The sequence below is a fragment of the Subdoligranulum variabile genome (assembly GCF_025152575.1).
Lineage (GTDB): Bacteria > Bacillota > Clostridia > Oscillospirales > Ruminococcaceae > Gemmiger > Gemmiger variabilis.
The window spans coordinates 2,463,110-2,486,872 of record NZ_CP102293.1 but is presented as its reverse complement, the minus strand read 5'-3'; the positions used below and the strand labels follow the sequence as shown (position 1 = coordinate 2,486,872).

24 protein-coding genes and 2 pseudogenes are annotated in these 23,763 nt (G+C 54.5%); 16 read left to right on the top strand and 10 right to left on the bottom strand.

Annotated elements, in window-relative coordinates; genetic code table 11:
- Positions 1–26: 26 nt before the first annotated feature.
- Together NQ490_RS11625 and NQ490_RS11620 are read right to left on the bottom strand one after the other, a co-directional pair.
- Complete coding sequence (locus tag NQ490_RS11625; RefSeq protein WP_040917458.1) at positions 27–791, bottom strand: carboxymuconolactone decarboxylase family protein; 765 nt, start codon at positions 789–791, stop codon at positions 27–29.
- 76 nt (positions 792–867) lie between these two features.
- The gene (locus NQ490_RS11620; protein WP_007045963.1) at positions 868–1,593 is read right to left on the bottom strand and encodes an ATP-binding protein; all 726 of its coding nucleotides are present in this window, start codon (positions 1,591–1,593) and stop codon (positions 868–870) included.
- Between the two features lie 91 nt (positions 1,594–1,684).
- Here NQ490_RS11620 and NQ490_RS11615 point away from each other — a divergent pair, with 91 nt between their 5' ends.
- On the top strand, positions 1,685–2,356 hold the full coding sequence (locus NQ490_RS11615; protein WP_007045962.1) for a Crp/Fnr family transcriptional regulator: 672 nt from the start codon (positions 1,685–1,687) through the stop codon (positions 2,354–2,356).
- 60 nt (positions 2,357–2,416) lie between these two features.
- Here NQ490_RS11615 and upp read toward each other — a convergent pair whose 3' ends face one another.
- The 4 genes from upp to tsaE form a co-directional block, all read right to left on the bottom strand.
- Complete coding sequence (gene upp, locus NQ490_RS11610) at positions 2,417–3,046, bottom strand: uracil phosphoribosyltransferase (protein WP_007045961.1); 630 nt, start codon at positions 3,044–3,046, stop codon at positions 2,417–2,419.
- A gap of 61 nt (positions 3,047–3,107) precedes the next feature.
- On the bottom strand, positions 3,108–3,560 hold the full coding sequence (gene rpiB, locus NQ490_RS11605; RefSeq protein ID WP_007045960.1) for a ribose 5-phosphate isomerase B: 453 nt from the start codon (positions 3,558–3,560) through the stop codon (positions 3,108–3,110).
- Positions 3,550–4,263, bottom strand: a complete 714-nt coding sequence (tsaB, locus tag NQ490_RS11600; RefSeq protein ID WP_007045959.1) for a tRNA (adenosine(37)-N6)-threonylcarbamoyltransferase complex dimerization subunit type 1 TsaB — start codon at positions 4,261–4,263, stop codon at positions 3,550–3,552. The genes rpiB and tsaB overlap by 11 nt, the downstream gene beginning before the upstream one ends.
- Before the next feature lie 53 nt (positions 4,264–4,316).
- Complete coding sequence (gene tsaE, locus NQ490_RS11595) at positions 4,317–4,730, bottom strand: tRNA (adenosine(37)-N6)-threonylcarbamoyltransferase complex ATPase subunit type 1 TsaE (protein ID WP_040917456.1); 414 nt, start codon at positions 4,728–4,730, stop codon at positions 4,317–4,319.
- Between the two features lie 136 nt (positions 4,731–4,866).
- Here tsaE and NQ490_RS11590 point away from each other — a divergent pair, with 136 nt between their 5' ends.
- Positions 4,867–6,030, top strand: coding sequence for an FtsW/RodA/SpoVE family cell cycle protein (locus NQ490_RS11590; protein ID WP_007045957.1), 1,164 nt, complete (start codon positions 4,867–4,869; stop codon positions 6,028–6,030).
- A 31-nt stretch (positions 6,031–6,061) separates the two neighbouring features.
- Here NQ490_RS11590 and NQ490_RS11585 read toward each other — a convergent pair whose 3' ends face one another.
- The gene (locus tag NQ490_RS11585; RefSeq protein ID WP_007045956.1) at positions 6,062–6,283 is read right to left on the bottom strand and encodes a DUF378 domain-containing protein; all 222 of its coding nucleotides are present in this window, start codon (positions 6,281–6,283) and stop codon (positions 6,062–6,064) included.
- Positions 6,284–6,850: 567 nt separating this feature from the next.
- On the opposite strand from NQ490_RS11585, the gene NQ490_RS11580 reads away from it, so the two are divergent.
- From NQ490_RS11580 to NQ490_RS11515, 14 genes and pseudogenes are all read left to right on the top strand, one after another.
- Entirely contained in the window at positions 6,851–7,093 is a 243-nt protein-coding gene (locus tag NQ490_RS11580) for a hypothetical protein (RefSeq protein WP_007045955.1), read from the top strand.
- 84 nt (positions 7,094–7,177) lie between these two features.
- Positions 7,178–7,999, top strand: coding sequence for a ParA family protein (locus NQ490_RS11575; RefSeq protein ID WP_007045954.1), 822 nt, complete (start codon positions 7,178–7,180; stop codon positions 7,997–7,999).
- Complete coding sequence (locus NQ490_RS11570; RefSeq protein ID WP_007045953.1) at positions 7,956–8,891, top strand: ParB/RepB/Spo0J family partition protein; 936 nt, start codon at positions 7,956–7,958, stop codon at positions 8,889–8,891. Before NQ490_RS11575 ends, NQ490_RS11570 begins: the two co-directional genes overlap by 44 nt.
- Positions 8,892–8,904: 13 nt before the next feature.
- Complete coding sequence (locus NQ490_RS11565; RefSeq protein ID WP_007045952.1) at positions 8,905–9,183, top strand: DUF5720 family protein; 279 nt, start codon at positions 8,905–8,907, stop codon at positions 9,181–9,183.
- Between the two features lie 41 nt (positions 9,184–9,224).
- Positions 9,225–9,509 (top strand): annotated as a pseudogene (locus NQ490_RS11560) (phage antirepressor KilAC domain-containing protein); the annotation flags it as partial.
- Positions 9,510–9,596: 87 nt separating this feature from the next.
- The gene (locus tag NQ490_RS11555; RefSeq protein ID WP_007045950.1) at positions 9,597–10,097 is read left to right on the top strand and encodes a PcfB family protein; all 501 of its coding nucleotides are present in this window, start codon (positions 9,597–9,599) and stop codon (positions 10,095–10,097) included.
- Positions 10,094–11,923 carry a VirD4-like conjugal transfer protein, CD1115 family gene (locus tag NQ490_RS11550; protein ID WP_007045949.1) on the top strand — a complete coding sequence of 610 codons (1,830 nt, stop codon included), beginning with the start codon at positions 10,094–10,096 and terminating at the stop codon, positions 11,921–11,923. The genes NQ490_RS11555 and NQ490_RS11550 overlap by 4 nt, the downstream gene beginning before the upstream one ends.
- 216 nt (positions 11,924–12,139) lie before the next feature.
- A pseudogene (locus NQ490_RS11545) lies at positions 12,140–12,268 on the top strand (Maff2 family mobile element protein); the annotation flags it as partial.
- A 651-nt stretch (positions 12,269–12,919) separates the two neighbouring features.
- Positions 12,920–14,839: a tetracycline resistance ribosomal protection protein Tet(W) gene (tet(W), locus tag NQ490_RS11540; protein WP_002586627.1), complete on the top strand. Its 1,920-nt coding sequence runs from the start codon at positions 12,920–12,922 to the stop codon at positions 14,837–14,839.
- 50 nt (positions 14,840–14,889) lie between these two features.
- Entirely contained in the window at positions 14,890–15,657 is a 768-nt protein-coding gene (locus NQ490_RS11535; protein WP_002586626.1) for a class I SAM-dependent methyltransferase, read from the top strand.
- Between the two features lie 171 nt (positions 15,658–15,828).
- Positions 15,829–16,251: a sigma-70 RNA polymerase sigma factor region 4 domain-containing protein gene (locus NQ490_RS11530; protein WP_002586616.1), complete on the top strand. Its 423-nt coding sequence runs from the start codon at positions 15,829–15,831 to the stop codon at positions 16,249–16,251.
- Positions 16,244–16,456, top strand: coding sequence for a helix-turn-helix domain-containing protein (locus NQ490_RS11525; protein ID WP_002586615.1), 213 nt, complete (start codon positions 16,244–16,246; stop codon positions 16,454–16,456). The genes NQ490_RS11530 and NQ490_RS11525 overlap by 8 nt, the downstream gene beginning before the upstream one ends.
- A gap of 497 nt (positions 16,457–16,953) precedes the next feature.
- Entirely contained in the window at positions 16,954–17,397 is a 444-nt protein-coding gene (locus tag NQ490_RS15410; RefSeq protein WP_007045946.1) for a plasmid mobilization protein, read from the top strand.
- 89 nt (positions 17,398–17,486) lie between these two features.
- Positions 17,487–18,938, top strand: coding sequence for a tyrosine-type recombinase/integrase (locus NQ490_RS11515; protein ID WP_147644638.1), 1,452 nt, complete (start codon positions 17,487–17,489; stop codon positions 18,936–18,938).
- On the opposite strand, the gene NQ490_RS11510 is transcribed toward NQ490_RS11515, so the two are convergent.
- From NQ490_RS11510 to NQ490_RS11500, 3 genes are read right to left on the bottom strand one after another with little or no spacing between them, the layout of a single operon-like run.
- Positions 18,911–20,374 (bottom strand): recombinase family protein, encoded by a 1,464-nt coding sequence (locus NQ490_RS11510; RefSeq protein ID WP_320415295.1) that lies wholly within the window; start codon positions 20,372–20,374, stop codon positions 18,911–18,913. The two genes, NQ490_RS11515 and NQ490_RS11510, sit on opposite strands and share 28 nt — an antisense overlap.
- Positions 20,375–20,421: 47 nt before the next feature.
- Complete coding sequence (locus NQ490_RS11505) at positions 20,422–22,080, bottom strand: recombinase family protein (protein ID WP_040917454.1); 1,659 nt, start codon at positions 22,078–22,080, stop codon at positions 20,422–20,424.
- 3 nt (positions 22,081–22,083) lie between these two features.
- Positions 22,084–23,712 (bottom strand): recombinase family protein, encoded by a 1,629-nt coding sequence (locus NQ490_RS11500; RefSeq protein ID WP_007045942.1) that lies wholly within the window; start codon positions 23,710–23,712, stop codon positions 22,084–22,086.
- Positions 23,713–23,763: the final 51 nt, after the last annotated feature.

Here is a 23,763-nt window from a genome sequence, read left to right as displayed (position 1 = left end):
CGGGAAAGGCTCCTTTTTCTGTGGTTTTACGCCTGCTGGACCCAGACAGCCCGCGCGGCGTTCAGCGCATTGAACAGCCGCGGGATGCCCATGTAAGGCATGGCATGAACCAGAGCGGCCAGGATACGGTCGCGGCTGTTGCCTGCCTTTTCAGCGCCCAGCACATGGGCCTTGACCTGTACCTCGGCACCGCCCAGAGCCGCCAGCATGACTACCGTCAGCAGTTCCCGCCGGGCCTCGTCAAGACCGTTGCGGCTGGCAAAATCCCCGAAGCAGAATTCCGTCAGGAACCGCGGGATGGCCTCGGCATAGACCTCCGGCAGATCCCGGTACCGGTCGGCGATCTCGGTGCCGTAGAGCGGCGCCTGGACCGCCAGGCCGGTTTCATACCGTGTTTCCTCGGTCACCGTGCCCTGGGGTTCCAGGGGCAGCGCAATTCCAGCCGCCGTGAACGCCTCGTTCATCGCCGCGATGGCATTGAGGGTCTTGGGGAACCCGATGAAGGGAGCGCACTGATAGACCGCTTCCCGGATGGCCACCGGCGTGCAGCCCGCGTTGAGCGCCGCCCCCACATGGGCCTTGAGCTGGGGCAGCGTCTGGTTGACGGCCAGCACCGTCACCGTGACCAGTTCCCGGTCCTCATCGCTGAGTTCGCCGGTATAGCAGACTTCCCCAAAAATAAAGCGCTGCAAAATCTTCATAAATTCGGGATCGGTGCCTTCCTCTCCGGCCGGAGCAGCGCCAAACAGCATACCGAATTTTTCCGCGCAGCGTTGGATACGATCTTCCATAGAAAAAACCTCCTGACTTCGTTGCTTTGTGTACATCGTATCACTTAAAGTGCACTTGAAGTCAAGAGGTATTTTCTCAATCCAGGATCCGACCGTCGGTGGAGATCGTCACCACCTGCCACGGAATAAACTTGCCGCTGGCCTGCAGTGCCCGCTTGGCGGCATTCTCCAGCCCGCCGCAGCAGGGCACCTCCATCCGCACCACCGTCACTTCCCGGATATCATTGCGGCGCAGAATCTCGGTCAGCTTCTCGCTGTAGTCCACACTGTCCAGCTTGGGGCAGCCCACCAGTGTGATATGTCCACGGATGAACCGCTCATGGAAGGCTGCATAGGCGTAGGCCGTGCAGTCCGCCGCGATGAGCAGCTTGGCACCGTCAAAGAAGGGCGCCTCGATAGGCACCAGCTTGATCTGGACCGGCCACTGGCGCAGACGGCTGGGCGCAGCAGTGGGCGCCGCCGGTTCTTCGGCACCGCCCGCAAATACCTGCGCCCGGCTGCCGGGGCAACCTGCGTGCAGGGCATGGGCTGCACTGCCGGGGCAGCTGCCGGCTGCCTGGGCCTTGCGCTGCTTGGCAGCCAGCACCGCGGCCTCATCGTAGGGAACGGCCTCCCGTTCCACAAAGGTGATGGCACCGGTGGGGCAAGTGGGCAGGCAGTCACCCAGTCCGTCACAGTAGTCATCCCGCATCAGGCGGGCTTTGCCGTCCACCATGGCGATGGCACCCTCGTGGCAGGCAGCTGCACAGGCACCACAGCCGTTGCACTTGGCTTCATCAATCTGAATGATCCGTCGTTTCATAGTTTTGCCTCCGTATTGACTTTCTGGAATGAGTTTACTACAATGGGCACAGAATGTATGTTGTAGCTACAACGTTGCAGGAGGAAATCCCATGGATATTCAGGATCTGCCCGCCACGCCGCTGTTCCGGGGTCTGACCGCCGGGGAAGCCCAGCGGGCGCTGACGGCCCTGGACGCCCGCCGCCAGACCTTTCAAAAGGAGGAGCTGCTGCTGCAGGCCGGGCATTGCATCACCCATATGGGTCTGGTACTGAAAGGCCGGGTACACATTGAACATCTGGACGTGTGGGGCAGCAAGACCCTGTTGGGGCAGGCCGGCGAGGGAGATCTGTTCGCCGAAACCTATGCCTGTCTGCCCCAGGAGGCCTTGCTGGTCAACGTGATGGCCGCCAGCGACGGGGAAGCGCTGTTTCTGGCCGCCGACCGGCTGCTGCATCCCGGCAGCGAACCCTGGCTGCAGCGGATGGCCCAGAACCTCTTGCAGATCGCCGCACGGAAAAACCTGGGCCTGGCACGGCGCAACCTGTACACCGCTCCCAAGACCATCCGCGGCCGGGTGATGGCCTATTTTTCGGCGCTGGCCGTCAAGAACGGCGGGCTTCGGTTCACCCTCCCTTTTGACCGGCAGCAGCTGGCGGATTTTCTGGGGGTGGACCGCAGTGCCCTGAGCAGCACCCTCTCCCAGATGCAGCGGGACGGGCTGCTGACTCTGAAGCAGCGCACGGTGGAACTCCATACCGCGCCGGAGGATTTTTCCCTCTGACACACAAAAACCGGGGCACAGGCTAACACCTGTGCCCCGGTTTGACTGTTTAAAAAAATCTTACTTGGTGCCGAAGATACGGTCGCCGGCGTCGCCCAAGCCGGGAACGATGTAACCCTTGTCGTTCAGGCCCTCGTCCAGGGTGCCCACGTAGATGTCCACGTCGGGATGGGCTTCGTGCAGGGCCTTCATGCCCTCGGGAGCCGCGATCAGGCCGATGAACTTGATATGCTTGGCGCCGCGCTTCTTGATCTGGGTGATAGCGTCGGAGGCGCTGCCGCCGGTGGCCAGCATGGGATCCAGCACGATGACTTCGCGCTCGTTGATGTCGCTGGGCAGCTTGCAGTAGTATTCCACCGGCTTCAGGGACTCTTCGTCACGGTACAGACCGATGTGGCCCACCTTGGCGGCGGGGATCAGGCGCAGCATGCCGTCCACCATGCCCAGACCGGCGCGCAGAATGGGAACCAGCGCCAGCTTGCGTCCGGCCAGCACCTTGGTGCGGGCCAGGGCAATGGGCGTTTCCACTTCCACTTCCTCGGTGGGCAGGTCACGGGTGGCCTCGTAGCAAAGCAGCATGGCCACTTCGCTGGCCAGATCACGGAATTCCTTGGTGCCGGTATTGCGATCCCGCATCAGGCTGATTTTGTGCTGAATCAGGGGATGATCTACGATTTCGACAACGCTCATGGTACAATCTCCTTGTCAAACAATTTTTATCGGCAGCCTGCGCGGGCAGGCCAAAAACAACTTACTGGTTCTGCAGCGCCATCATCTTGTCGATGCGCGTCTGGTGGCGGCCGCCTTCAAACTCGGCGTTGAGGAAGGCGTCCACGATCTTGCAGGCAAGACCGGCCCCCACCACACGGCCGCCCAGGCACAGGGCATTGGCATTGTTGTGGCGGCGGGTAAGTTCGGCGCTGAAGGTATCGCTGCAGCAGCAGGCACGGATCCCCTGCATCTTGTTGGCACACATGGACATACCCACACCGGTACCACAGCAGAGAATCACCAGCGCACAGCGGCCATCCTGCACGGCCTTGCAGCCCACCACGGCATAGTCCGGGTAATCCACACTGGCGGTGGAATCGGTGCCGAAGTCCTCATAGGCCACACCCAGCTCATCCAAATGAGCCTTGATGGCCTCTTTCAGCTCGTAGCCGCCATGGTCGGCAGCCAGTGCGATCGGTTTGTCAAATTGCATTGGTCGTTTCCCCCTGTTGTTTTTCTCTTTCGGCCCGTTCCCGCTCTGCCTGGCTCAGCCGGTGGTAATCCGGCAGCAGTTCGGCAGGCGGCACACAGCCGTTCTGTTTCCACAAAGCTCTGGCGGCCAACGCCACCCCTGCTCCGCGCAGCACCTGCAGCGCGGGCGGGCAAACGGTCACGCCCGGCACCTGTTCATAGGTATTGTAACACAAAGCGGCGCCGTCGCCAACAAAAAACAGCGGTTTTTTACAGTTCTGTACAAATTCCTCCAGCGCCGTCACCGGCTCCGCTGCATCGGGGGTCAGCCGTTGGTGGCTTTCCAGATCGAAAGCCGCCCAGTAGACCTGCCCGCGGCGGGCGTCCTGGGCACCGATCACCGTTCCCTGCCCCGCCATGCCGTAGGCCAGCGCCGCCATGGTGGACACCGGTGCGCAGGGGATCTGCCACGGCAACGCCAACCCCTTGATCACCGACAAACCAATGCGCAGTCCCGTAAAGCTGCCCGGACCGTTGGTGGCGGCCAGCAGATCCAGGTCCTCCACCGTCAGGCCGCAGGCACGCAGCGCCGTGTCGATCATGGGCAGCAGCGTCTCGCTGTGTGTCAGGCCATTGTTGCACTGAGTCTCATACAACAGGGTATCGTCGCGCACAACCGCAACCGCCGCTGTCTTGCCTGCGGTATCAACCGCCAGTATATTCATAGAATCACCTGTACAAAATGTAATATTTTATATGTTCTATCCAGTTTGTATCCTCACTCAATGGTGATCCGGCGCGTCGTTTCGTCGATGCGCTGGATGTCAATATGAATGGGGTGTTCCTGTTCCAGCAGGTCGGCGCAGTTCTCGCTCCATTCGCAGGCCACCACCGCCCCCATATCCAGATAATCATAGAACCCCGCCGCTGCCAGATCATTCTCGGTATGAATGCGGTACAGATCAAAGTGCGCCAGCGGGCGCGGCCCCCGGTAATAGTTGACAATAGCAAAGGTGGGGCTGCTCACCGGGTCGGTACAGCCCAGCCCTTCCGCCAACCCCTGGCAGAACGCCGTCTTGCCGGCACCCAATCCGCCGGTAAAGGTGATGAGCGCCCCCGCGGGCAGCGTTTTGGCAAAGCTGTGGCCCAAGGCCACCGTCTCTTCCCGGGAATGTGTGGTATACTCCTGCATGGCAGTCATACTCCTTGCTGCGTAGTCGTATTTATTATAGTACACAACGGGCGATTTGTAAAATTTAATTCTCAGCCGTGGTCAAATGCCCGCCGTTGCGCTATAATAAGAGAAATGACCCGAAGGGAGTTGCCGTATGTACCCACTGATCCGCCGATATCTGCACCGCGTGGATGTGCTTTATCTCGCCCTGTGCGTGCTGTGCTCGGCACTCAGCGTTGTGGTGCTGGTCTCGCTGGGGTACAGCCAGCTGGGCTCCAACAACAAGGCATCGGTGCAGGTCATCGCCAGTCTGCTGGGGGTGATGCTGGCCATCGTCTTCTCCACCGTAGATTACCGCGCCCTGGCACGTGCCTGGCCGCTGCACGCCACCGTGGCCTGGGGCCTGGTCCTGCCCACCCTGTTTTTCCACAATGTAAACTTCGGCGTGCTGACCATCGGCTACGACGCCGGCGGCACCTCCAACTACAGCTGGTACCGCGTGGGCGGCATGACCTTTCAGCCCGCGGAACTGGCCAAGATCAGCTTCATCCTGACCCTGGCCCTCCATCTGAGCCAACTGCGGGGGCAGGTCAACCGGCCGAAGAATCTGTTTTTGCTGCTGGTGCACATGATCGTTCCGCCCTTCCTCATCCATATCCAGGGCGACGACGGAACAGCACTGGTCTTTTTGGGCATCGGCCTGGTGATGCTTTACGCCGGCGGGCTTTCCCACTGGCTGGTGGGCGGCGTACTGGCCGCCGGGATTGCGGGCGGCGGCGCCCTGCTGATGCTCAAGCCCGACCTGCTCAAAGGCTATCAGTTCCAGCGGATCATGGCGATCCTGACGCCGGAAGATCCTGCGCTGTCCGATATCACCTACCAGCAGAACAAAGGCGCCATGGCCATCGGCACCGGCGGCCTGACCGGGCAGGGCCTGTTCAGCGGCGACCACATCTTCGTGCCCAATGCCTGGAACGACTTCATCTTCGCCTATCTGGCCAATGTGCTGGGATTTCTGGGAGCGGCAGCGGCCCTGATTCTGCTGTTCGCCCTCTGCCTGCGCACCCTGCAGACGGCACTGCGCAGCGCCGACGCTCTGGGGCGTTATATCTGTGTGGGCATTTTTGCCGCCCTGTTTGTGCAGAGCGTCATCAACCTGGGCATGAATCTGCAGGTGTTGCCGGTCATTGGTGTGACGCTGCCCTTTTTCTCGGCGGGCGGTTCCAGCGTGGTCATGATGTACTTCTGTGTGGGATTGGTGCTCAGCGTGGGCATGCATGCCCGCAGCAGTCATCTGCAGGCGGGACCGGTACTGTAAACTATGTAAGGCGGGCTATTGCCCGCCTTTTTCAATGGGTATGAGGCTGCGCCTGGGGTTCGTCGCCCATAAAAAGGCTGGGCACCAGGCAGAGCGCCGCTACACCGACCACAATGAAGATGGTGCGGGCCAGCCAGTTCAGGCTGCCGCCGGTGAGCCAGCCCACGGCGTTGAAGCCCCAGATGCCGTAGATACCCCAGTTGATGCCGCCCACAATGGCGAGCAGCAACAGAATCTTTTTGAACATGGACATAAAAATCCCTCCTTTGGGTAGCAGTATGCCACCCAAGGGAGGGATTTATGCGTAGCGGAACGGTTTGTGCCCGGACTGACGTGCATTTTTCCTTGAGGGATAGGGTCTTGCGCAGACAGCCCTGTTCACTTTCTCCCCACGTCCATACAAAAAAGCGTCCCCAGGCGGGACACGCCTGGGGACGCCTTTTTGTATGCCGGTGGTGGGGGTCGAACCCACACGGTGTCACCACCAACGGATTTTGAGTTTTCGGGACAATCCCGAACCTGCTACCCTCTAGTGGAACCAACTGGACTTCTCGGACACCTACTGAGGGGTCAAAAACCGCTGAAATACTGATAAAATCGGCATTTCCAGAACAAAAGCCTTAAAAACCGGGCATTTCCCAGCCATCCAAATTCTAACCGCTTTGGAGCTGTTTTTGAGCCGTTTGCGGGATGCGGAAGGGATGTGTGCGGGATACCCACGAACTTAATTATGATTCGAGTGGCGCTGCCACTGCGAAATTAACATCATTGTAGCAGATCTTCCCCGCTGTTGGCAATACATTTTGGAGGAATATGCTCAATGAAAAACCGAAAATATTACGAAAATCTTTTCGCAGACTATCCCAGCGTTGTGACGCTTACACAGTTTCGCGGGATGTTAGGCGGGATAGGCGACAGCACCGCTCGGAAGCTGATGAGAGAAAATCGCGTGAAACATTATTACATCCGCATGACTTATCTGATCCCCAAGGATTGGGTGATTGACTATGTTCTAAGCGAACATTATGCGGAGTACAAGGAACAACTGAAGGTCCAGGTTTAGCCCTGCCCTTCTCCATACCGGCATCGAAAGGCACTCAGAAATGGGTGCCTATTTTTATGCCCATACGGGAGGTGAATATAATCTATGAACCCACAAATCATCGCCGTCGCCAACCAGAAGGGCGGCGTCGGCAAAACGACCACCTGCGCGAACTTGGGCATCGGGCTGGCCCAGGCCGGGAAGAAGGTGCTGCTGGTGGACGCCGATCCCCAGGCCAGCCTTACCATCAGCCTGGGCAACCCGCAGCCGGACAAGCTGCCCTTTACCCTCTCGGACGCGATGGGCCGCATCCTGATGGACGAGCCGATCAAACCCGACGAGGGTATCCTGCACCACCCGGAGGGTGTGGACCTGATGCCCGCCGACATCCAGCTCTCCGGCATGGAGGTCAGCTTGGTGAACGCCATGAGCCGAGAGACCATCCTGCGGCAGTATCTGGACACGCTCAAAGGACAGTATTCCCATATCCTGATTGACTGCCAGCCCTCCCTGGGGATGCTCACGGTCAACGCGCTGGCCGCCGCCAACAGGATCATAGTCCCCGTCCAGGCGGAGTATCTGCCCGCCAAGGGCCTGGAACAGCTACTGTCCACCATCAACAAGGTCAAGCGGCAGCTGAACCCCAAGCTCCAGATTGACGGAATTCTGCTGACGATGGTGGACAACCGCACCAACTTTGCCAAGGAGATCGCCGCCCTGCTGCGGGAGACCTACGGCAGCAAAATCAAGGTGTTCGGCACCGAGATACCCCATTCCGTCCGGGCCAAGGAGACCAGCGCCGAGGGCAAGAGCATCTATGCTCACGACCCCGGCGGCAAGGTGGCCGAAGGCTACCGAGATCTGACGAAGGAGGTGTTGAAACTTGAAAAGCAGCGCGAAAAAAGTAGAGCTGGCTTCGGTCGATGACCTGTTTTCCACCGAGGAAAGTCGGGCCGACGCCCAGCGGGAAAAGGTTCTGGAAATTCCCTTGTCGGAGCTGCACCCGTTCAAAGACCACCCCTTCAAGGTCAAGGATGACGGGGCCATGATGGAAACCGCCGACAGCATCCGGCAGTATGGCGTGCTGGTCCCAGCCATCGCCCGCCCGGACCCGAACGGCGGCTATGAGCTGGTCGCCGGGCACCGGCGTCACCGGGCCAGCGAACTGGCTGGCAAGGATACCATGCCGGTCATTGTCCGTGACCTGGACGACGATCAGGCCACCATTATCATGGTTGACAGCAATTTGCAGCGGGAAAGCCTGCTCCCCAGTGAGCGGGCTTTTGCTTACAAGATGAAGCTGGAAGCTATGAACCATCAAGGTGCCCGCGCCGATTTAACTTGTTCCCAAGTTGGGAACAAGTTGCCAGGAAAGAAATCCAGCGAGGTATTGGCTGAACAGGTCGGCCAGAGCAAAAATCAGATTTTCCGCTATATCCGCCTCACCGAGCTGATCCCCGAACTGCTGGACATGGTGGATGAAAAGAAAATCGCCTTCAACCCCGCCTACGAGCTGTCTTTCCTCAAAAAAGAGGAACAGGTTGACCTGCTGGACGCGATGGAGAGCGAACAGGCCACCCCCTCCCTCTCCCAGGCCCAGCGGCTGAAAAAGTACAGCCAGGAGGGCCACCTGACCCTCGACATGATGCGGGTCATCATGGGCGAGGAAAAGAAAAGTGACCTGGACAAGATCACCTTCACCAGCGACACCCTGCGCAAATATTTTCCCCGGAGCTACACGCCCCAGCGGATGCAGGAGACCATCATCAAGCTGCTGGAACAGTGGCAGCGCAAGCGCCAGCAACAGCACGACCGCTGAGAAAGGAGAGCCTATGAGGGATATTTCAGCCCGTGAGCTGAAAGGACATAACATTTTGGCTGTGGAGCGATTTCAGGACAGCACCCGATGGATGATTGAATTTGCGGTCCGCAAGCCCCGTACCCCCTACGGCAGCCCCGGCGATGAGGTTCGCCTGTTTCTCACCGAGGACGGCTACCGGCAGGCCCTGGACGCCCAGCGCAGCCAGCAAATCAAAATCAAGCGGTATGCCCACGTTGTAGAGGGCCATATCCTCGATTTCAAACCGAGAAAGAAACGCCGTCACCCGTAAACCTGCCATCTACCAAGAAAGGAATGAATTATGTGTACCGTTACTATGACCTGTTCATCGACCTGCACCACAGTACCAACCTGCGCACCACCGCCAAGGAGCTGGACGTGCCGGAGCGGCGGTTCGTCCGCTTCCTGCTGGAACGGCGATTTGTCTACCGCGCTCCTTCCGGCTGCGTGCTGCCCTACGCCAAGAGCGCCAATGATGGGCTGTTCTGTGTGCGGGACTACTACCGCAACGGCCACACCGGCTCCTACACGCTGGTGACGCCCAAGGGCAAACTGCACTTTGCCGGTCTGCGTGACCTGATTCTGGTGACGGTATGACGGGCCGGTATCTTTTGCGGCGGCTGGTGGTCCCGCCTTAGTATTCAAGACCATCCACTGCATAACCGACGAAGGGAGGGATGACCTATGCAGGAGGAAGTGGAAAACAGGACTTTGACGCTGGTAGTCAGCGGCACCAAGTTCACCGGCAGGCTGTTCAAGGCCGCCATATCCAAGTACATGGCCCACCGCAGGGAGAAAAAGCTGGAAAAGCAGCGCAGCCGGGATTCTCCCGTTACCCCGAAGGGCAAGCAGACGGTGAAGCAGCTCATCGGGCAGAACCAGGGCGTCTCCAACATCGAGATCAACGACCCGTCCATTCGGGATTTTGAGCGCATCGCCCGCAAGTACGGCGTGGACTATGCGGTGAAAAAGGACCGCAGCACCTCGCCGCCCAAGTACCTGATCTTCTTCAAGGCCCGCGATGCCGACGCCCTGACGGCGGCATTCTCGGAGTACACCCAGAGGAAGGTCAAGAAGGCCGACCGCAGCGAGCGCCCGTCGGTGCTGGAGAAGCTCAGCCACTTCAAGGAGCTTATTAAAAATGCGGTGGTGGACAGGACAAAGCGGAAGGAGCTGGAACGATGAAGCAGCTGAATGTAAAAAAACTGGTGCTGCTGAACCTGCCCTATTTTCTGCTGGGCCTGTTTGCCACCAACTTGGGCGAAGCCTGGCGGCTGGCTGTTGGGGCGGATGCCTCGGCCAAAATGCTCTCGTTCTTTTCCACCCTGCCGGTGGCCCTGGGAAGCTGGTGGCCCAGCCTGCACCCGCTGGACCTGGCTGTTGGCCTGTGCTGCGGCGCCGGCCTGCGTCTGGCGGTGTATCTGCACGGTAAGAACGCCAAGAAGTACCGCCACAATGTGGAGTATGGTTCGGCCCGTTGGGGCACCCATGACGATATTGCCCCCTACATCGACCCGGTGTTCCAGAATAATGTCATTCTGACCCAGACCGAACGGCTCACCATGTCCAGCCGCCCCAAGAACCCCAAGTATGCCCGCAACAAAAACGTGCTGGTCATCGGCGGTTCCGGCTCCGGCAAGACCCGCTTCTGGCTCAAGCCCAATCTGATGCAGATGCACAGTTCCTATGTGGTCACCGACCCAAAGGGCACCATCCTGGTGGAGTGCGGCAAAATGCTTCAGCGGGGCGCGCCCAAGCTGGGCAAGGACGGCAAGCCGGTGAAGGACAAAAACGGCAAAGTCATCTATGAGCCGTACCAGATCAAGGTGCTGAACACCATCAACTTCAAGAAGTCCATGCACTATAACCCTTTCAGCTACATTCACAGCGAAAAGGATATTTTGAAGCTGGTGACAACGCTCATCGCCAATACCAAGGGCGAGGGCAAGGCCGGGGACGATTTCTGGGTCAAGGCCGAGACGCTGCTGTACTGCGCGCTCATCGGCTACATCCACTACGAGGCCCCGGTGGAGGAACAGAACTTTTCCACACTCATCGAGATGATAAACAGCATGGAGGTCCGGGAGGACGATGAGGAGTTCAAAAATGCCGTTGACCTGATGTTTGATGAGCTGAAAGAGCGGGAACCCAACCACTTTGCGGTGCGCCAATATGCCAAATATAAATTGGCCGCAGGCAAAACTGCGAAGTCGATTTTGGTGAGCTGCGGCGCACGGCTGGCGGTGTTCGACATTGCCGAGCTGCGGGAGGTCACAGCCTATGACGAGCTGGAGCTGGACACCCTGGGAGACCGACGAACCGCATTGTTCCTGATTATGAGCGACACCGATGACAGTTTTAACTTCCTCATCTCCATGTGCTACACCCAGCTGTTCAACCTGCTCTGTGAAAAGGCCGACGATGTGTACGGCGGGCGGCTGCCGGTTCATGTGCGCTGCCTCATTGATGAGTGCGCCAACATTGGCCAGATCCCCAAGCTGGAGAAGTTGGTCGCCACCATCCGCAGTCGAGAAATCTCTGCCTGTCTGGTGTTGCAGGCGCAGAGCCAGCTCAAGGCCATCTACAAGGACAACGCTGATACCATCATCGGCAATATGGACAGCTCCATCTTCCTGGGCGGCAAGGAGCCGACCACGCTCAAAGAGTTGGCCGCCGTGCTGGGCAAGGAGACCATCGACACCTACAACACCGGCGAGAGCCGTGGGCGGGAAACTTCCCACTCGCTCAACTACCAGAAGCTCGGCAAAGAGCTGATGAGCCAGGATGAGCTGGCCGTCATGGACGGCGGCAAGTGCATCCTCCAGCTGCGCGGGGTGCGGCCGTTTCTGTCGGACAAGTACGACATCACCCAGCACCCCAACTACAAGTACACCGCCGACGCCGACCCGAAAAATGCGTTCAGCATTGAAGATTTCCTGCGGGCCAGGCTGAAGCTGAAACCCAACCAGGTCTGCGACGTGTATGAGATCGACGCCGCAGCCGACGATTGATGTTCCGCTATGAAAGGAGGGGTCCTATCTACCCGCCACAACCGCCCCGGACGGGGCCATCGGCGTACAAAGCGGACGATCTCTATCAAAAAATGAAAAAGGAGGAAGGCCGGAGTCAGCCAGCCCGAAAACCGGGCGGCAGATTGTCCGGCTTTTGTATGCCTATGAACCATGACTAAAAACCAATTTCAAAACAGATTCCGGCCAACTTTATTTATGGAATTTTTTAATCAGGCAATCACCGTTCTCCAGACCCTCGTTATCGCCCTCGGTGCCGGTCTCGGCGTGTGGGGCGTGATTAACCTCTTGGAAGGTTACGGCAACGACAACCCTGGTGCCAATGCTCATGTACGGTAAGGAAGCAAGCAACCGAAAACAAGAGATAGACCGCCAGCACTACACTATTCCGAACCAAAGACCAAAAGATAAGCATTGTGGGAAAATCTAAACTTTTGGATTTTCCTACAATGCCAACTACGGCGGAATCCCTCCCACTCCTTATATCTTTCTGTATACATTGAATTTGTATTTAGTAAAATGCAGACAACACCACGGATCGGCTTTTGGTTGGACAATTCCAACCAAACACCACAGCAGACAGCAGAAAACATTCTGAACGCTAGGAAGCCGGTATGATTGTTACATATAAGGGGAAGAAAAATTTCTTTTAGGTACTTGCTTTCCTAAAACTGATGTGATACAATGATTTAATCCAGAAAAGGAGTAAAAAATATGCGGCAAGGTATTCTTAAATAAAACTATAATCAAATAGTGGGAACAAAGGATTATGATAGCTCCTTTTGTAGGGGCTTATTTTTTGTACCCAATTTAAGAATACTTTTGCCTTATCAATTTTGACATATCCCCAAAAACAGCAATCACAAACAGGTGTATGCTGTATATGTGTATGTCCGCAACTTATAATCCCCAGTGGTAAAAGTATTTTACTGCTGGGGATTTTTATGCCCTTTGGGGCTGTAAAGGGAGGACAATCACATGAAAATAATCAATATTGGAATTCTTGCCCATGTAGACGCTGGAAAGACGACCTTGACGGAGAGCCTGCTATATGCCAGCGGAGCCATTTCAGAACCGGGGAGCGTCGAAAAAGGGACAACGAGGACGGACACCATGTTTTTGGAGCGGCAGCGTGGGATTACCATTCAAGCGGCAGTCACTTCCTTCCAGTGGCACAGATGTAAAGTTAACATTGTGGATACGCCCGGCCACATGGATTTTTTGGCGGAGGTGTACCGCTCTTTGGCTGTTTTAGATGGGGCCATCTTGGTGATCTCCGCTAAAGATGGCGTGCAGGCCCAGACCCGTATTCTGTTCCATGCCCTGCGGAAAATGAACATTCCCACCGTTATCTTTATCAACAAGATCGACCAGGCTGGCGTTGATTTGCAGAGCGTGGTTCAGTCTGTTCGGGATAAGCTCTCCGCCGATATTATCATCAAGCAGACGGTGTCGCTGTCCCCGGAAATAGTCCTGGAGGAAAATACCGACATAGAAGCATGGGATGCGGTCATCGAAAATAACGATGAATTATTGGAAAAGTATATCGCAGGAGAACCAATCAGCCGGGAAAAACTTGCGCGGGAGGAACAGCAGCGGGTTCAAGACGCCTCCCTGTTCCCAGTCTATCATGGCAGCGCCAAAAATGGCCTTGGCATTCAACCGTTGATGGATGCGGTGACAGGGCTGTTCCAACCGATTGGGGAACAGGGGGGCGCCGCCCTATGCGGCAGCGTTTTCAAGGTTGAGTACACCGATTGCGGCCAGCGGCGTGTCTATCTACGGTTATACAGCGGAACGCTGCGCCTGCGGGATACGGTGGCCCTGGCCGGGAGAGAAAAGCTGAAAATCACAGAGATGCGTATTCCATCCAAAGGGGAAATTGTTCGGACAGACACCGCTTATCAGGGTGAAATTGTTATCCTTCCCAGCGACAGCGTGAGGTTAAACGATGTATTAGGGGACCAAACCCGGCTCCCTCGTAAAAGGTGGCGCGAGGACCCCCTCCCCATGCTGCGGACGACGATTGCGCCGAAAACGGCAGCGCAAAGAGAACGGCTGCTGGACGCTCTTACGCAACTTGCGGATACTGACCCGCTTTTGCGTTGCGAAGTGGATTCCATCACCCATGAGATCATTCTTTCTTTTTTGGGCCGGGTGCAGTTGGAGGTTGTTTCCGCTTTGCTGTCGGAAAAATACAAGCTTGAAACAGTGGTAAAGGAACCCTCCGTCATTTATATGGAGCGGCCGCTCAAAGCAGCCAGCCACACCATCCATATCGAGGTGCCGCCCAACCCGTTTTGGGCATCCATAGGACTGTCTGTTACACCACTCTCGCTTGGCTCCGGTGTACAATACGAGAGCCGGGTTTCGCTGGGATACTTGAACCAGAGTTTTCAAAACGCTGTCAGGGATGGTATCCGTTACGGGCTGGAGCAGGGCTTGTTCGGCTGGAACGTAACGGACTGTAAGATTTGCTTTGAATACGGGCTTTATTACAGTCCGGTCAGCACGCCGGCGGACTTCCGCTCATTGGCCCCGATTGTATTGGAACAGGCATTGAAGGAATCGGGGACGCAGCTGCTGGAACCTTATCTCTCCTTCATCCTCTATGCGCCCCAGGAATACCTTTCCAGGGCTTATCATGATGCACCGAAATACTGTGCCACCATCGAAACGGCCCAGGTAAAAAAGGATGAAGTTGTCTTTACTGGCGAGATTCCCGCCCGCTGTATACAGGCATACCGTACTGATCTGGCCTTTTACACCAACGGGCGGAGCGTATGCCTTACAGAGCTGAAAGGATATCAGGCCGCTGTCGGTCAGCCGGTCATCCAGCCCCGCCGTCCAAACAGCCGCCTGGACAAGGTGCGCCATATGTTTCAGAAGGTAATGTAAAGATACATAATCGTCAAGACGGCAACAATCAGAAGTTATGGAGGGTAACAATGGAATATAGTAAGGAAGATTTAATGGAAGCAAAAAAGCAAATTTGGGGAGTGGGAGAGAACATGGGAACAGAGGAAAGTAAAAAAATCTGGGAGGAGAACGCACAATTTTGGGATAATGCAATGGGTGACGAATCTAATGAATTTCACAGAGAGGTAGTGCGTCCCAAAGTAACGGAACTTCTATCTCCTAATCCTGCGGATTACATTTTGGATATTGCGTGTGGCAATGGAAATTATTCTTCGTATCTTGCACAAAGAGGCGCTTCGGTTGTCGCTTTTGATTACAGCAAAAAAATGATAGAATTGGCTAAAAGACGGCAATCACAATATGCAAAACAAATTGAATTTTGTGTGGCGGATGCGACCGATAGAAAAAGTATATTAGAATTAAAAAGAAATCGAGCCTTTACGAAAGCAGTTTCTAATATGGCAATTATGGATATTACGGATATTGAACCACTTCTTATGGCTGTTTATGAACTGTTGCAGGAAAGCGGAATTTTTGTCTTTGCAACGCAACACCCTTGTTTTGTCACGTTGACTGAAAAATATATGACACCGCACAGTTACTATGATATAGCGATTGAAGGGCAACCGAAAGAGCAGATTTATTATCATCGTTCCATACAAGATATTTTTAACCTTTGTTTTAGAGCTGGATTTGTCATTGATGGATTTTATGAAGAATGTTTTAAAACCAACAAAGAAATTCCTATGGTAATGATAGTAAGGCTTAAGAAGGTAAAACGTGATAGCTTAAAATAAATTCAAGTTTGTCGGGTAAATAGCAAACCCAGCCGAGCCAGTCAACGGTCAAGATGAACGGCGCATATGCGCAGCCGTTGACAGCCCCGCCCGCCTTTGCTGGTAGGCAATCAAGGGGCGACAGCAAGAAGTGCCACCGCCCCGCACTATTATTCAGAAAGGGGAATTTCCATGACCGACCAGATAGCCTATCAAGAATATATCCAGCGCAGGTACAACGCCTTTTGCAAGACTGTTATCCGCTGTGCCGCCTTGGACAAGATTTTGAAGCTTAAACGGCAATGGGAACGGCAAGTTTCCCTTGACTATCTGATGAACGAGAAGTTTGTCCAGTTTGCCGCGTCGGAGCCGGACGAGGAATACCCATTTACCGTCTGCGGTCAGACCGTCCTGCTCTGCAACGCCGCCCTTGCCGACGCGATCTCTGTTTTGCCGGAGCAGACGCGGGAAGAAATCCTGCGCTATTACTTTCTGCGCCAGCCGCAGCGCGTGATCGGCGCGTGTATTGGCCGGTCACGCAGCACAGCGGGGCGGCATATCCAGCTTGCCTTGCAGCGGCTACGCGAAGAAATGGGGGTGAGCCGGTATGAGTAGACTTCTCCCCTATGAAACAATCCTCAAAGCCCGTGAGGGCGACCCAGAAGCCGTGAACGCTGTCCTGCTCCACTACGCCGGATATATCCGCTATTTCTCAAAAGTGAACGGGCAGGTCAACGCCGAGGTGGAGGACTATGTAAAGCAGCGGTTAATTGACTGTCAATTCAAGTTCCGGCTTGACGAACCACCGGACAAGTCATAAAAACTGAATACCAGCCGCCACCGACGCGGCCAGCGAAAGCAGTAAGTCTTGAAAAAGATTTACTGCTTTTTTTGTTGTCCGGCTCCGCTCCCGGCCATTTTGCCCCCTGCCGGTTGTAGTAGTAAGCGAGGAGGGAATTTTTCTGCCCTGGTGTTTGGCATTTGGAGCATTTACCCGTAGTAGAGGGCAAAGAGAAAGGATTTCTCCAACACCGGGTAGAAACCACTGCGTCCGGTGTCATTTTAGCGAAAGCGGGCAGGAATGCCCTTTACAGGATTAGTAGTAGCAGAAAAAGAGAAACAAACTTTTGTGGTTGCAGTTTTCCAAAAAAGTGGCGGACGGAAGTGAGAGAAAGTTTGCAGTCACGGAGAGCAAGTTTCTACCACGGTGCCAAAATCCGCAATTCTGCAGTTTTGCCCCTCGCGGGAAACTTGTTGGGGAGTGCCTTCCCCAAACCCTGCTCATGCGCCCTTACGGGCGAGAAAGGAGGTCACACCATGCGAAAGAAATACAACACGCCCCACCGCAGCCGCGTTGTGAAAACCCGGCTGTCCGAAGATGAGTATGCCGACTTCACAGCGCGGCTTGCGCCCTATGGTATCAGCCAGTCCGAATTTCTCCGGCAGGCGATACGGCGGGCGACCATACGCCCGGTTGTCCATGTGTCGTCGGTCAATGACGAGTTGCTTTCCGCTGTCGGGAAGCTGACAGCCGAGTACGGCAGGATCGGCGGCAACCTCAATCAGATTGCCCGGTATCTGAACGAATACGGCGTACCCTACTATGACCTGGACATGATCGGCCACGACCCGCATGAGCTGGCGGCCTATCTGGCCGCCGTCTTGCAGGGCTACACGCGGGCAAGCGCCCAGGCGGAGTTGGAACGCATCTTCGCAGCCCAATACCAGCTGACGCTGACCGAGGAAGTGGAGGTGCGCTAATCCGTATCCTTGCCGCATTCTTCCGCAACTGCTACGATATAAGCGTCAACAGCGGGTGAATACAGCTACTGCTTGGAAGGAGGAAAACAATGGTAGCAGGACACCTGAGAGAACAAAATGGTTACTATCAAATGATTCTGAGCTGGAAAGGCAAGGATGGAAAGCGCAAAGGCAAATCCATTAGTACCGGGCTGCCGGTCAAAGGCAATAAGAAGCGGGCGGAGGCAATATTGCTCAAAACACGCAAAGAATTTAACCCGGACAACCTTATGGAAAATGCAGATATGCTTTTCACGGACTTCCTCTCTAAATGGCTCAAGGACAAAGCTGTGGCGCTTGGCACCAGCACCTATGCTGAGTATGCCTACGACATCAAAAACTACATCATGCCCTATTTCCAGGACCATCCGATAGCTCTCTTAAAGATGACGGCCAGAGACTTGGAGAGTTTCTACCGCCATGAGCGTCAGCAAAACGAAGCGACTGCCAATGAGCTGCTGATGTACCATGAGATCATCGTTGCGACTTTTCAATATGCGGTCGATCTGGAATGGGTCAAAGAAAACATCATGGCGCAGGTCAATCCCTGCGCGGATGAAGCCCCGATTCTGTTTACGGATTTTTTGCTGGAATGGCTGGATATGATGAAGAACAGCGTGGAAGTCACAACGTATGCTTCCTACTGCACATCCATCAAAAGCAGCATCATCCCATATTTCCAGGACAAAAAGCTCACGCTTCAAGACCTGGAAAAGCACCCAAAGTACATCCAGGAATACTATCAGCAAGAACTGAACGCAGGGCTATCCGCGAATACGGTCATCCACCGCCACGCGAACATTCGCAAATGCCTGCAATATGCGTTCCAAATCGGCCTGATTAAGTCTAATCCTGCCGACCGCGTGGAACGGCCCAGAAAGGCCAAATACGTTGCTACTATCTACAATCAGGATGAGCTTGAAACTCTTTTCAATGTGGTGCGTGGCGACCCGATTGAGCTGGCTGTTATTCTTGCCGCATTTTATGGCTTGCGCCGCAGTGAGGTTGTTGGACTGAAATGGGACGCCATCGACTTTGAAAAAAAGACGTTCACCATTAAACACACAGTAACGCAGGTTACGGTGGACGGTAAGGAAGTCACGATCCAGAAAGACCGAACCAAGACGAAATCCAGCTATCGCACGCTGCCGCTGGTCCCGCCTTTTGAGGAATTACTGCACCGGCTCAGACAGGAGCAACTGGTCAATCAGAAGGTGTGTGGAACAGCCTATTGCCAGAAGTACCTTGATTACATCTATGTCAATGCGATGGGCGAGCTTGTGAAGCCAAATTTTATCACCCAACATTTTGAGATCACACTGAAAAATAACGGGCTGAAAAAAATCCGTTTCCACGACCTTCGCCACCCGTATGTCAAGCACACGACAAAAAAATATAATTCTGAAAAGCAGAAAACCCAAGCTACCAAGATTGTGGATTTGATAGCCTGGGGTTTCTGTTTTTGTTTCGTCTGTTATTCAAAGCGGTCATGGACCTTGTAAACAATCCCAATGCGGTTGTCGGGGAATATATATACCTTTTCAATCAGCAGATCGGTCAGCTCGGAAGTTAGCGCATCCGCTTCTGCAATCGAGTGAACGATCTCTTGCCGGTTGCTTTGGCGGTCCTGTTCTTCTCGCTTCAGTTTTGCCTGGGCGGTGACAGCAGCATAGGCATTTTTGACTTTCCGTATTTCTGCGTCATAATCTGTTTTCCGCGATTTATAAGTGTCCAGCTCGATCTGCCCCAGGAGATACCGTTCAAAGAGAGCTTGCTTCTGATCCCTCAAATCTTCCAACTGTTTCTCATATTCGGAGCATTTAGCGGCGGTGGCGTCCAGGTGAAGGGTTCCGTCCTCATGTGCAGGCAGCAGGATTTCCAGCTGTTTTTTCAATGTGATAAGCACCGCTTCTTCCAGCCCGGCAGCGTCCGCTCGTATAGTATGGCAGCGGCTGTTTACGTCGGCAGTCGAATGACGGCACATATAAAACGGCTTCTTTTGAGCAATGCGGGAAAGTGCATGGTCACAGCAGCCACAATAGACCTTGCCTTTCAGTGGATACTCCCTGATTTTCCGGGTCGGTAAGGAAAACCGGCGCTGCACGGCCTGCACCTTCTCAAACAGCTCTTTCTCAATAATTGCCGGATGGTGGTCGGGAATAATGAACCATTTGTCACGGTCCTTCATGCGGCTCCGTGTACCTCCCACTTCAATGACTGCCCGCCGTCCAATGACGTAGGAACCGATATAGCGTTCGTCCTCCAGGATGTGGAGAACCGTAGAACTGCTCCAGCGGCCACGAGAGCGTGAGACATCGTGGTACTGCTGTCCATGAGCGGCTTTATATTCCCCTGGGGTTGGGATGCCTCGCTTAAATAGTTCCCTGGTAATGGCTGCCGCCCCAATGCCGGTTGCCGCAAGCTGGAAAATGAGCTGTACCACCGCAGCAGTTTCCGGGTTTGGCTCCATTCTGCCATCGGCGCTTTTGCGATACCCATACGGGCAAATCTTACTCTGATATTCTCCGCGCTGCATTTTGGCGTACTTGGCGCTTTTGGTTTTCATGGACATATCGCGGCTGTAATACTCGCTGATCAAATATTTGAAAGCCACATCCATCCCGCCGGTATCGCCTTTGTGCTGATCGCTGTCGAAATCGTCATTGATGGAGATGAACCGGGTGTGAAACAATGGGAACACCCGCTCGATGAAGTATCCGGTTTCGATGCTGTTTCGCCCAAATCGAGAAAAATCTTTGACAATGATGCAGTCAATCTGATTGGCCCGAACCAGTTCAATCAGTTCCTGGACTTTGGGACGCTCAAAATTTGTCCCGCTATATCCGTTGTCGATAAATTCCAGAACCTCTGCGTCAGTGGACTCCGGCATGGAAGAAACGAACTCGTTCAGCACAAGGTGCTGGTTCTCAATGCTCATGCTGTCGTATTTGTAATCCTCCAGGGAAAGACGGATATATAGGGCGATTACATATTTCTGCATTGGTTCAGCACCTCCTCGCAATGCTCAAATTCGCTTTGAAAACGGAAATGAACTGTAATCTGTTTCTCCCTGGAAACCTCCACACGTTCAATCAGCCGGTCAATCAGGGCTGCCGTCAGATGGCGATCTTCCTTGATATGCTGTGCATCCTGGGACAGCATTTTATACTGTTCCAGCTGCCTGGCAATAATCGCAAGCCCTGCTTTCAGCTGCTCGATTTCCTTGCTGACCGCCTCGATTTTGGCTTCGTACTTGTCCTTTAAGGCAAAATACTCGTCTTGTGACAGATGGTTCTGGATCAGACCCTCATACAATCCGCGCTGGTAGGTACGCAGCTGTTGGATTTCCTGTTTCCGGCTGGCAATTTTATCCTGAATACTTTTCTGTTCCTTAGCTTCTTTGGAGAGATTTTCCGGGCTGAGGGAGTATTGCCCCAGCGTGGTATCGAGCTGTTCCTGCAATATATCCGCCAACGCATCCAGCAGGTTCATTTCATCAATGAAAACGCCGGGGCAAGCACCCTTTTTGATGCGGTTATTGCTGATACAATGGTAGACATATACATCCGGCGTCTTTTTGCGGACGCATTTTTGCCGGTGGAGGCTGTGTCCGCAGTGGGCGCAGAAAATTTTCCCTCTCAAAAGATTGGGGGACCAGGAATGTATTTCCCTGTCTTTGGCCTGTTGTGCGGCACAGTCTAAGACTTTTTGTACAGCATCGAACAGCTCTCTGCTCACAATGGCCTCATGCGTATCACGAACGACCGTCCATTCATCGGCGCTGGCCCTGACCTGTTTGTGGTCGATGACCTTGGAAACGCCCTGCACAAGATCGCCGGCATAAACGCCTGCCCGGAGAATTTTGGCAACCGTGCGCGTCTGCCAATTCCCATTTCCAATCAAATTCTCATGGGTAATCTCGCCCAGCCTTTTCTTATAGTGACTTGGGGCGAGGACTCCGGCCTCGTTTAATCGAACCGCAATAGTGTTCAGGCCATCGCCTTCAGCGGCCCACTGAAACATAGTTTTGACCACCTCAGCCGCCACCGGGTCAACGATCAGCTGGTGGCAATCATCGGGGGCTTTCAAATATCCATAGGGTGTACGCCCGCCAACGTACTTGCCATCTTTCATTGCCTGCCGCTGCTGCGCTTTGATCTTTTTCGCTATATCCAGCGCATAGGCTTCGTTAATCATGTTCCGCAGAGGAATGATGATGCCATCATGGGCATGATCCGGGGAGGAAGAATCATAGCGGTCATTCACAGCGATAAATCGAACCCCCTGTGCAGGAAAATACCGCTCGATATAGTAGCCAGTGTCGATGACATTCCTCCCCAGGCGGGAAAGATCTTTGACAATGACACAGTTGATAAGGCCCGCTTCAATATCGGAGAGCATCTGCTGGAAGCCGGGCCGGTGAAAATTCGTACCCGTTGCACCGTTGTCAATGTAGGTTTGAACCACGATGATTTCCGGGTTCTGCTCCAGACACCGGGCGATAATCAACTGCTGGGTTTCAATAGAGGCAGTACGGGTATGCTTATCCTCAACGGAAAGCCGCACATAAACTCCGGCACGGCAAGTTGTATCTATCTCCGGTGCAGGAAGCACCACGGTTTCTTTTCTGCTTTTTCTTGCCACAAATCATCCCACCTTTCTTTGGCTTGTCTGCTCCGCCAGCTGAATCAGCTGAATGGCTTTCTGATATTCATCCTGATATGTGAAGGTGATCTCCAGTTCCTTTTTCCCAATCACCTTGATACTCTGTATCATGTGGACCACAGCTTTGCGGTCCAGGGTCTCCATCGTGGAAAACTGCGTGAAATGAGAAATCCAACGGTTTCGCTCACTTCGGTTTTCCAACACATCGGACAGCTTATCTTTCAGAGTGCGGATCGCTTCTTTCGCATTTTCCGCAGCCCTTGTGTATTTGGCTTTATAATCGGTGTATTCTTCTTTGTTGATTGTGCCGGTAACCAGGTTTTCGTAAAGGCGGGCCTTAAACTCCAACGCCTGCGCCAACTGCCGCTCATTGGCTGCGATGTGGGAAGCGTATTCATTCGCCAGCGCCTGGTTGATGCTGCTCTGGTCGATGCCGTCCAGAATGGCTTGCAGGCAGGTCACATTGTCTATGTACCCCTTCAGGCTGTCTTTGACACACTCCACCAGATCGCTCTCCTTGAGCATCACAGGATTGGCACAGCCATGCTTTTTCCCGGTGGGGCAGTAATAATAGTGGTATTCCTTGCCCTTGACCCGGTTCGTTTTCCGCGTCATGCGCGCCCCGCAGCAGCCGCAGATTAAGATGCCGGAGAACAAATACACAGTGTCTTTCTTTGGTGACGTGCGGGTATCCAGTCTGCGGATACGCTGAACAAGCTCGAAATCCTGCTTGGGGATCAGCGCCTCATGAGCGTCAGGAACGCGAATCCATTCAGAGGATGGCCGCTGCTCCATCTGCTTGATTTTATAGTGCGGCGTACCCTGTTTTCCCTGTACCAGCGTGCCAGTATAGGTTTCGTCCTGCAAAATGCGGATAACCGTCGTAGCAGACCATTTACAGTCCTCTTTGTCTGTGTATCCATGTTTGGCATAAGGGAAACCGTTGTTTTTCTTATAGGCCAGTGGCGACAGGACGCCCATCTCATTTAAGGTAGTGGCGATCCGCAGTGCGCTTGTCCCATCCAGGCGCATACGGAAAATGTCCTGGACAACACGGGCCGCATACGGGTCTGGTACAAGCAGGTTTTTGTCTTCCTCTGACTTCATATAGCCGTAAACAGGGAAAGCCCCAACAAAATCTCCGTTCCGCCGCTTTATATCCAAAGAGGTACGGGTTTTGATGGAAATGTCCCGGCAGTAGGCTTCGTTCATAATGTTCTTGACGGATACGGTCAAGTCGTCCCCGCTGTTTTCATGGGCGGTGTCGATGTTGTCCGTAATCGCAATAAAACGGACTCCATAAGCGGGAAACACCCGCCGCAGGTAGCGCCCGGTTTCGATGTATTCCCGCCCCAGGCGGGAAAGGTCTTTGACTATGACGCAGTTGATCTTGCCATCGGTAATATCCTGCATCATTTCCTTAAACGCCGGACGGTCAAAAATGATACCGCTGTAACCATCGTCGATTTTTTCGGATATGATTTCAATGTCCGGGTTCCGTTCAATAAAATTCTCAATCAGCTTTCGCTGATTGGTAACGCTGTCGCTCTCGCTGGAGCGGTCATCTGTGTAAGACAGACGAATGTAAGAGGTTGCCTGATATTTTGGCATGAAAAAGCACTCCTTTCCTCCCGGAAGCTCCCGCAAGAAAAGAGAGGTTTT

Bases quoted from the DNA above. Each gene is read 5' to 3' on its own strand.
- NQ490_RS11625 (WP_040917458.1), bottom strand. From the start codon at position 791: ATGGAAGATCGTATCCAACGCTGCGCGGAAAAATTCGGTATGCTGTTT.
- NQ490_RS11620 (WP_007045963.1), bottom strand. From the start codon at position 1,593: ATGAAACGACGGATCATTCAGATTGATGAAGCCAAGTGCAACGGCTGT.
- NQ490_RS11615 (WP_007045962.1), top strand. From the start codon at position 1,685: ATGGATATTCAGGATCTGCCCGCCACGCCGCTGTTCCGGGGTCTGACC.
- upp (WP_007045961.1), bottom strand. From the start codon at position 3,046: ATGAGCGTTGTCGAAATCGTAGATCATCCCCTGATTCAGCACAAAATC.
- rpiB (WP_007045960.1), bottom strand. From the start codon at position 3,560: ATGCAATTTGACAAACCGATCGCACTGGCTGCCGACCATGGCGGCTAC.
- tsaB (WP_007045959.1), bottom strand. From the start codon at position 4,263: ATGAATATACTGGCGGTTGATACCGCAGGCAAGACAGCGGCGGTTGCG.
- tsaE (WP_040917456.1), bottom strand. From the start codon at position 4,730: ATGCAGGAGTATACCACACATTCCCGGGAAGAGACGGTGGCCTTGGGC.
- NQ490_RS11590 (WP_007045957.1), top strand. From the start codon at position 4,867: ATGTACCCACTGATCCGCCGATATCTGCACCGCGTGGATGTGCTTTAT.
- NQ490_RS11585 (WP_007045956.1), bottom strand. From the start codon at position 6,283: ATGTCCATGTTCAAAAAGATTCTGTTGCTGCTCGCCATTGTGGGCGGC.
- NQ490_RS11580 (WP_007045955.1), top strand. From the start codon at position 6,851: ATGAAAAACCGAAAATATTACGAAAATCTTTTCGCAGACTATCCCAGC.
- NQ490_RS11575 (WP_007045954.1), top strand. From the start codon at position 7,178: ATGAACCCACAAATCATCGCCGTCGCCAACCAGAAGGGCGGCGTCGGC.
- NQ490_RS11565 (WP_007045952.1), top strand. From the start codon at position 8,905: ATGAGGGATATTTCAGCCCGTGAGCTGAAAGGACATAACATTTTGGCT.
- NQ490_RS11555 (WP_007045950.1), top strand. From the start codon at position 9,597: ATGCAGGAGGAAGTGGAAAACAGGACTTTGACGCTGGTAGTCAGCGGC.
- NQ490_RS11550 (WP_007045949.1), top strand. From the start codon at position 10,094: ATGAAGCAGCTGAATGTAAAAAAACTGGTGCTGCTGAACCTGCCCTAT.
- NQ490_RS11535 (WP_002586626.1), top strand. From the start codon at position 14,890: ATGGAATATAGTAAGGAAGATTTAATGGAAGCAAAAAAGCAAATTTGG.
- NQ490_RS11530 (WP_002586616.1), top strand. From the start codon at position 15,829: ATGACCGACCAGATAGCCTATCAAGAATATATCCAGCGCAGGTACAAC.
- NQ490_RS11525 (WP_002586615.1), top strand. From the start codon at position 16,244: ATGAGTAGACTTCTCCCCTATGAAACAATCCTCAAAGCCCGTGAGGGC.
- NQ490_RS15410 (WP_007045946.1), top strand. From the start codon at position 16,954: ATGCGAAAGAAATACAACACGCCCCACCGCAGCCGCGTTGTGAAAACC.
- NQ490_RS11515 (WP_147644638.1), top strand. From the start codon at position 17,487: ATGGTAGCAGGACACCTGAGAGAACAAAATGGTTACTATCAAATGATT.
- NQ490_RS11510 (WP_320415295.1), bottom strand. From the start codon at position 20,374: ATGAGCATTGAGAACCAGCACCTTGTGCTGAACGAGTTCGTTTCTTCC.
- NQ490_RS11500 (WP_007045942.1), bottom strand. From the start codon at position 23,712: ATGCCAAAATATCAGGCAACCTCTTACATTCGTCTGTCTTACACAGAT.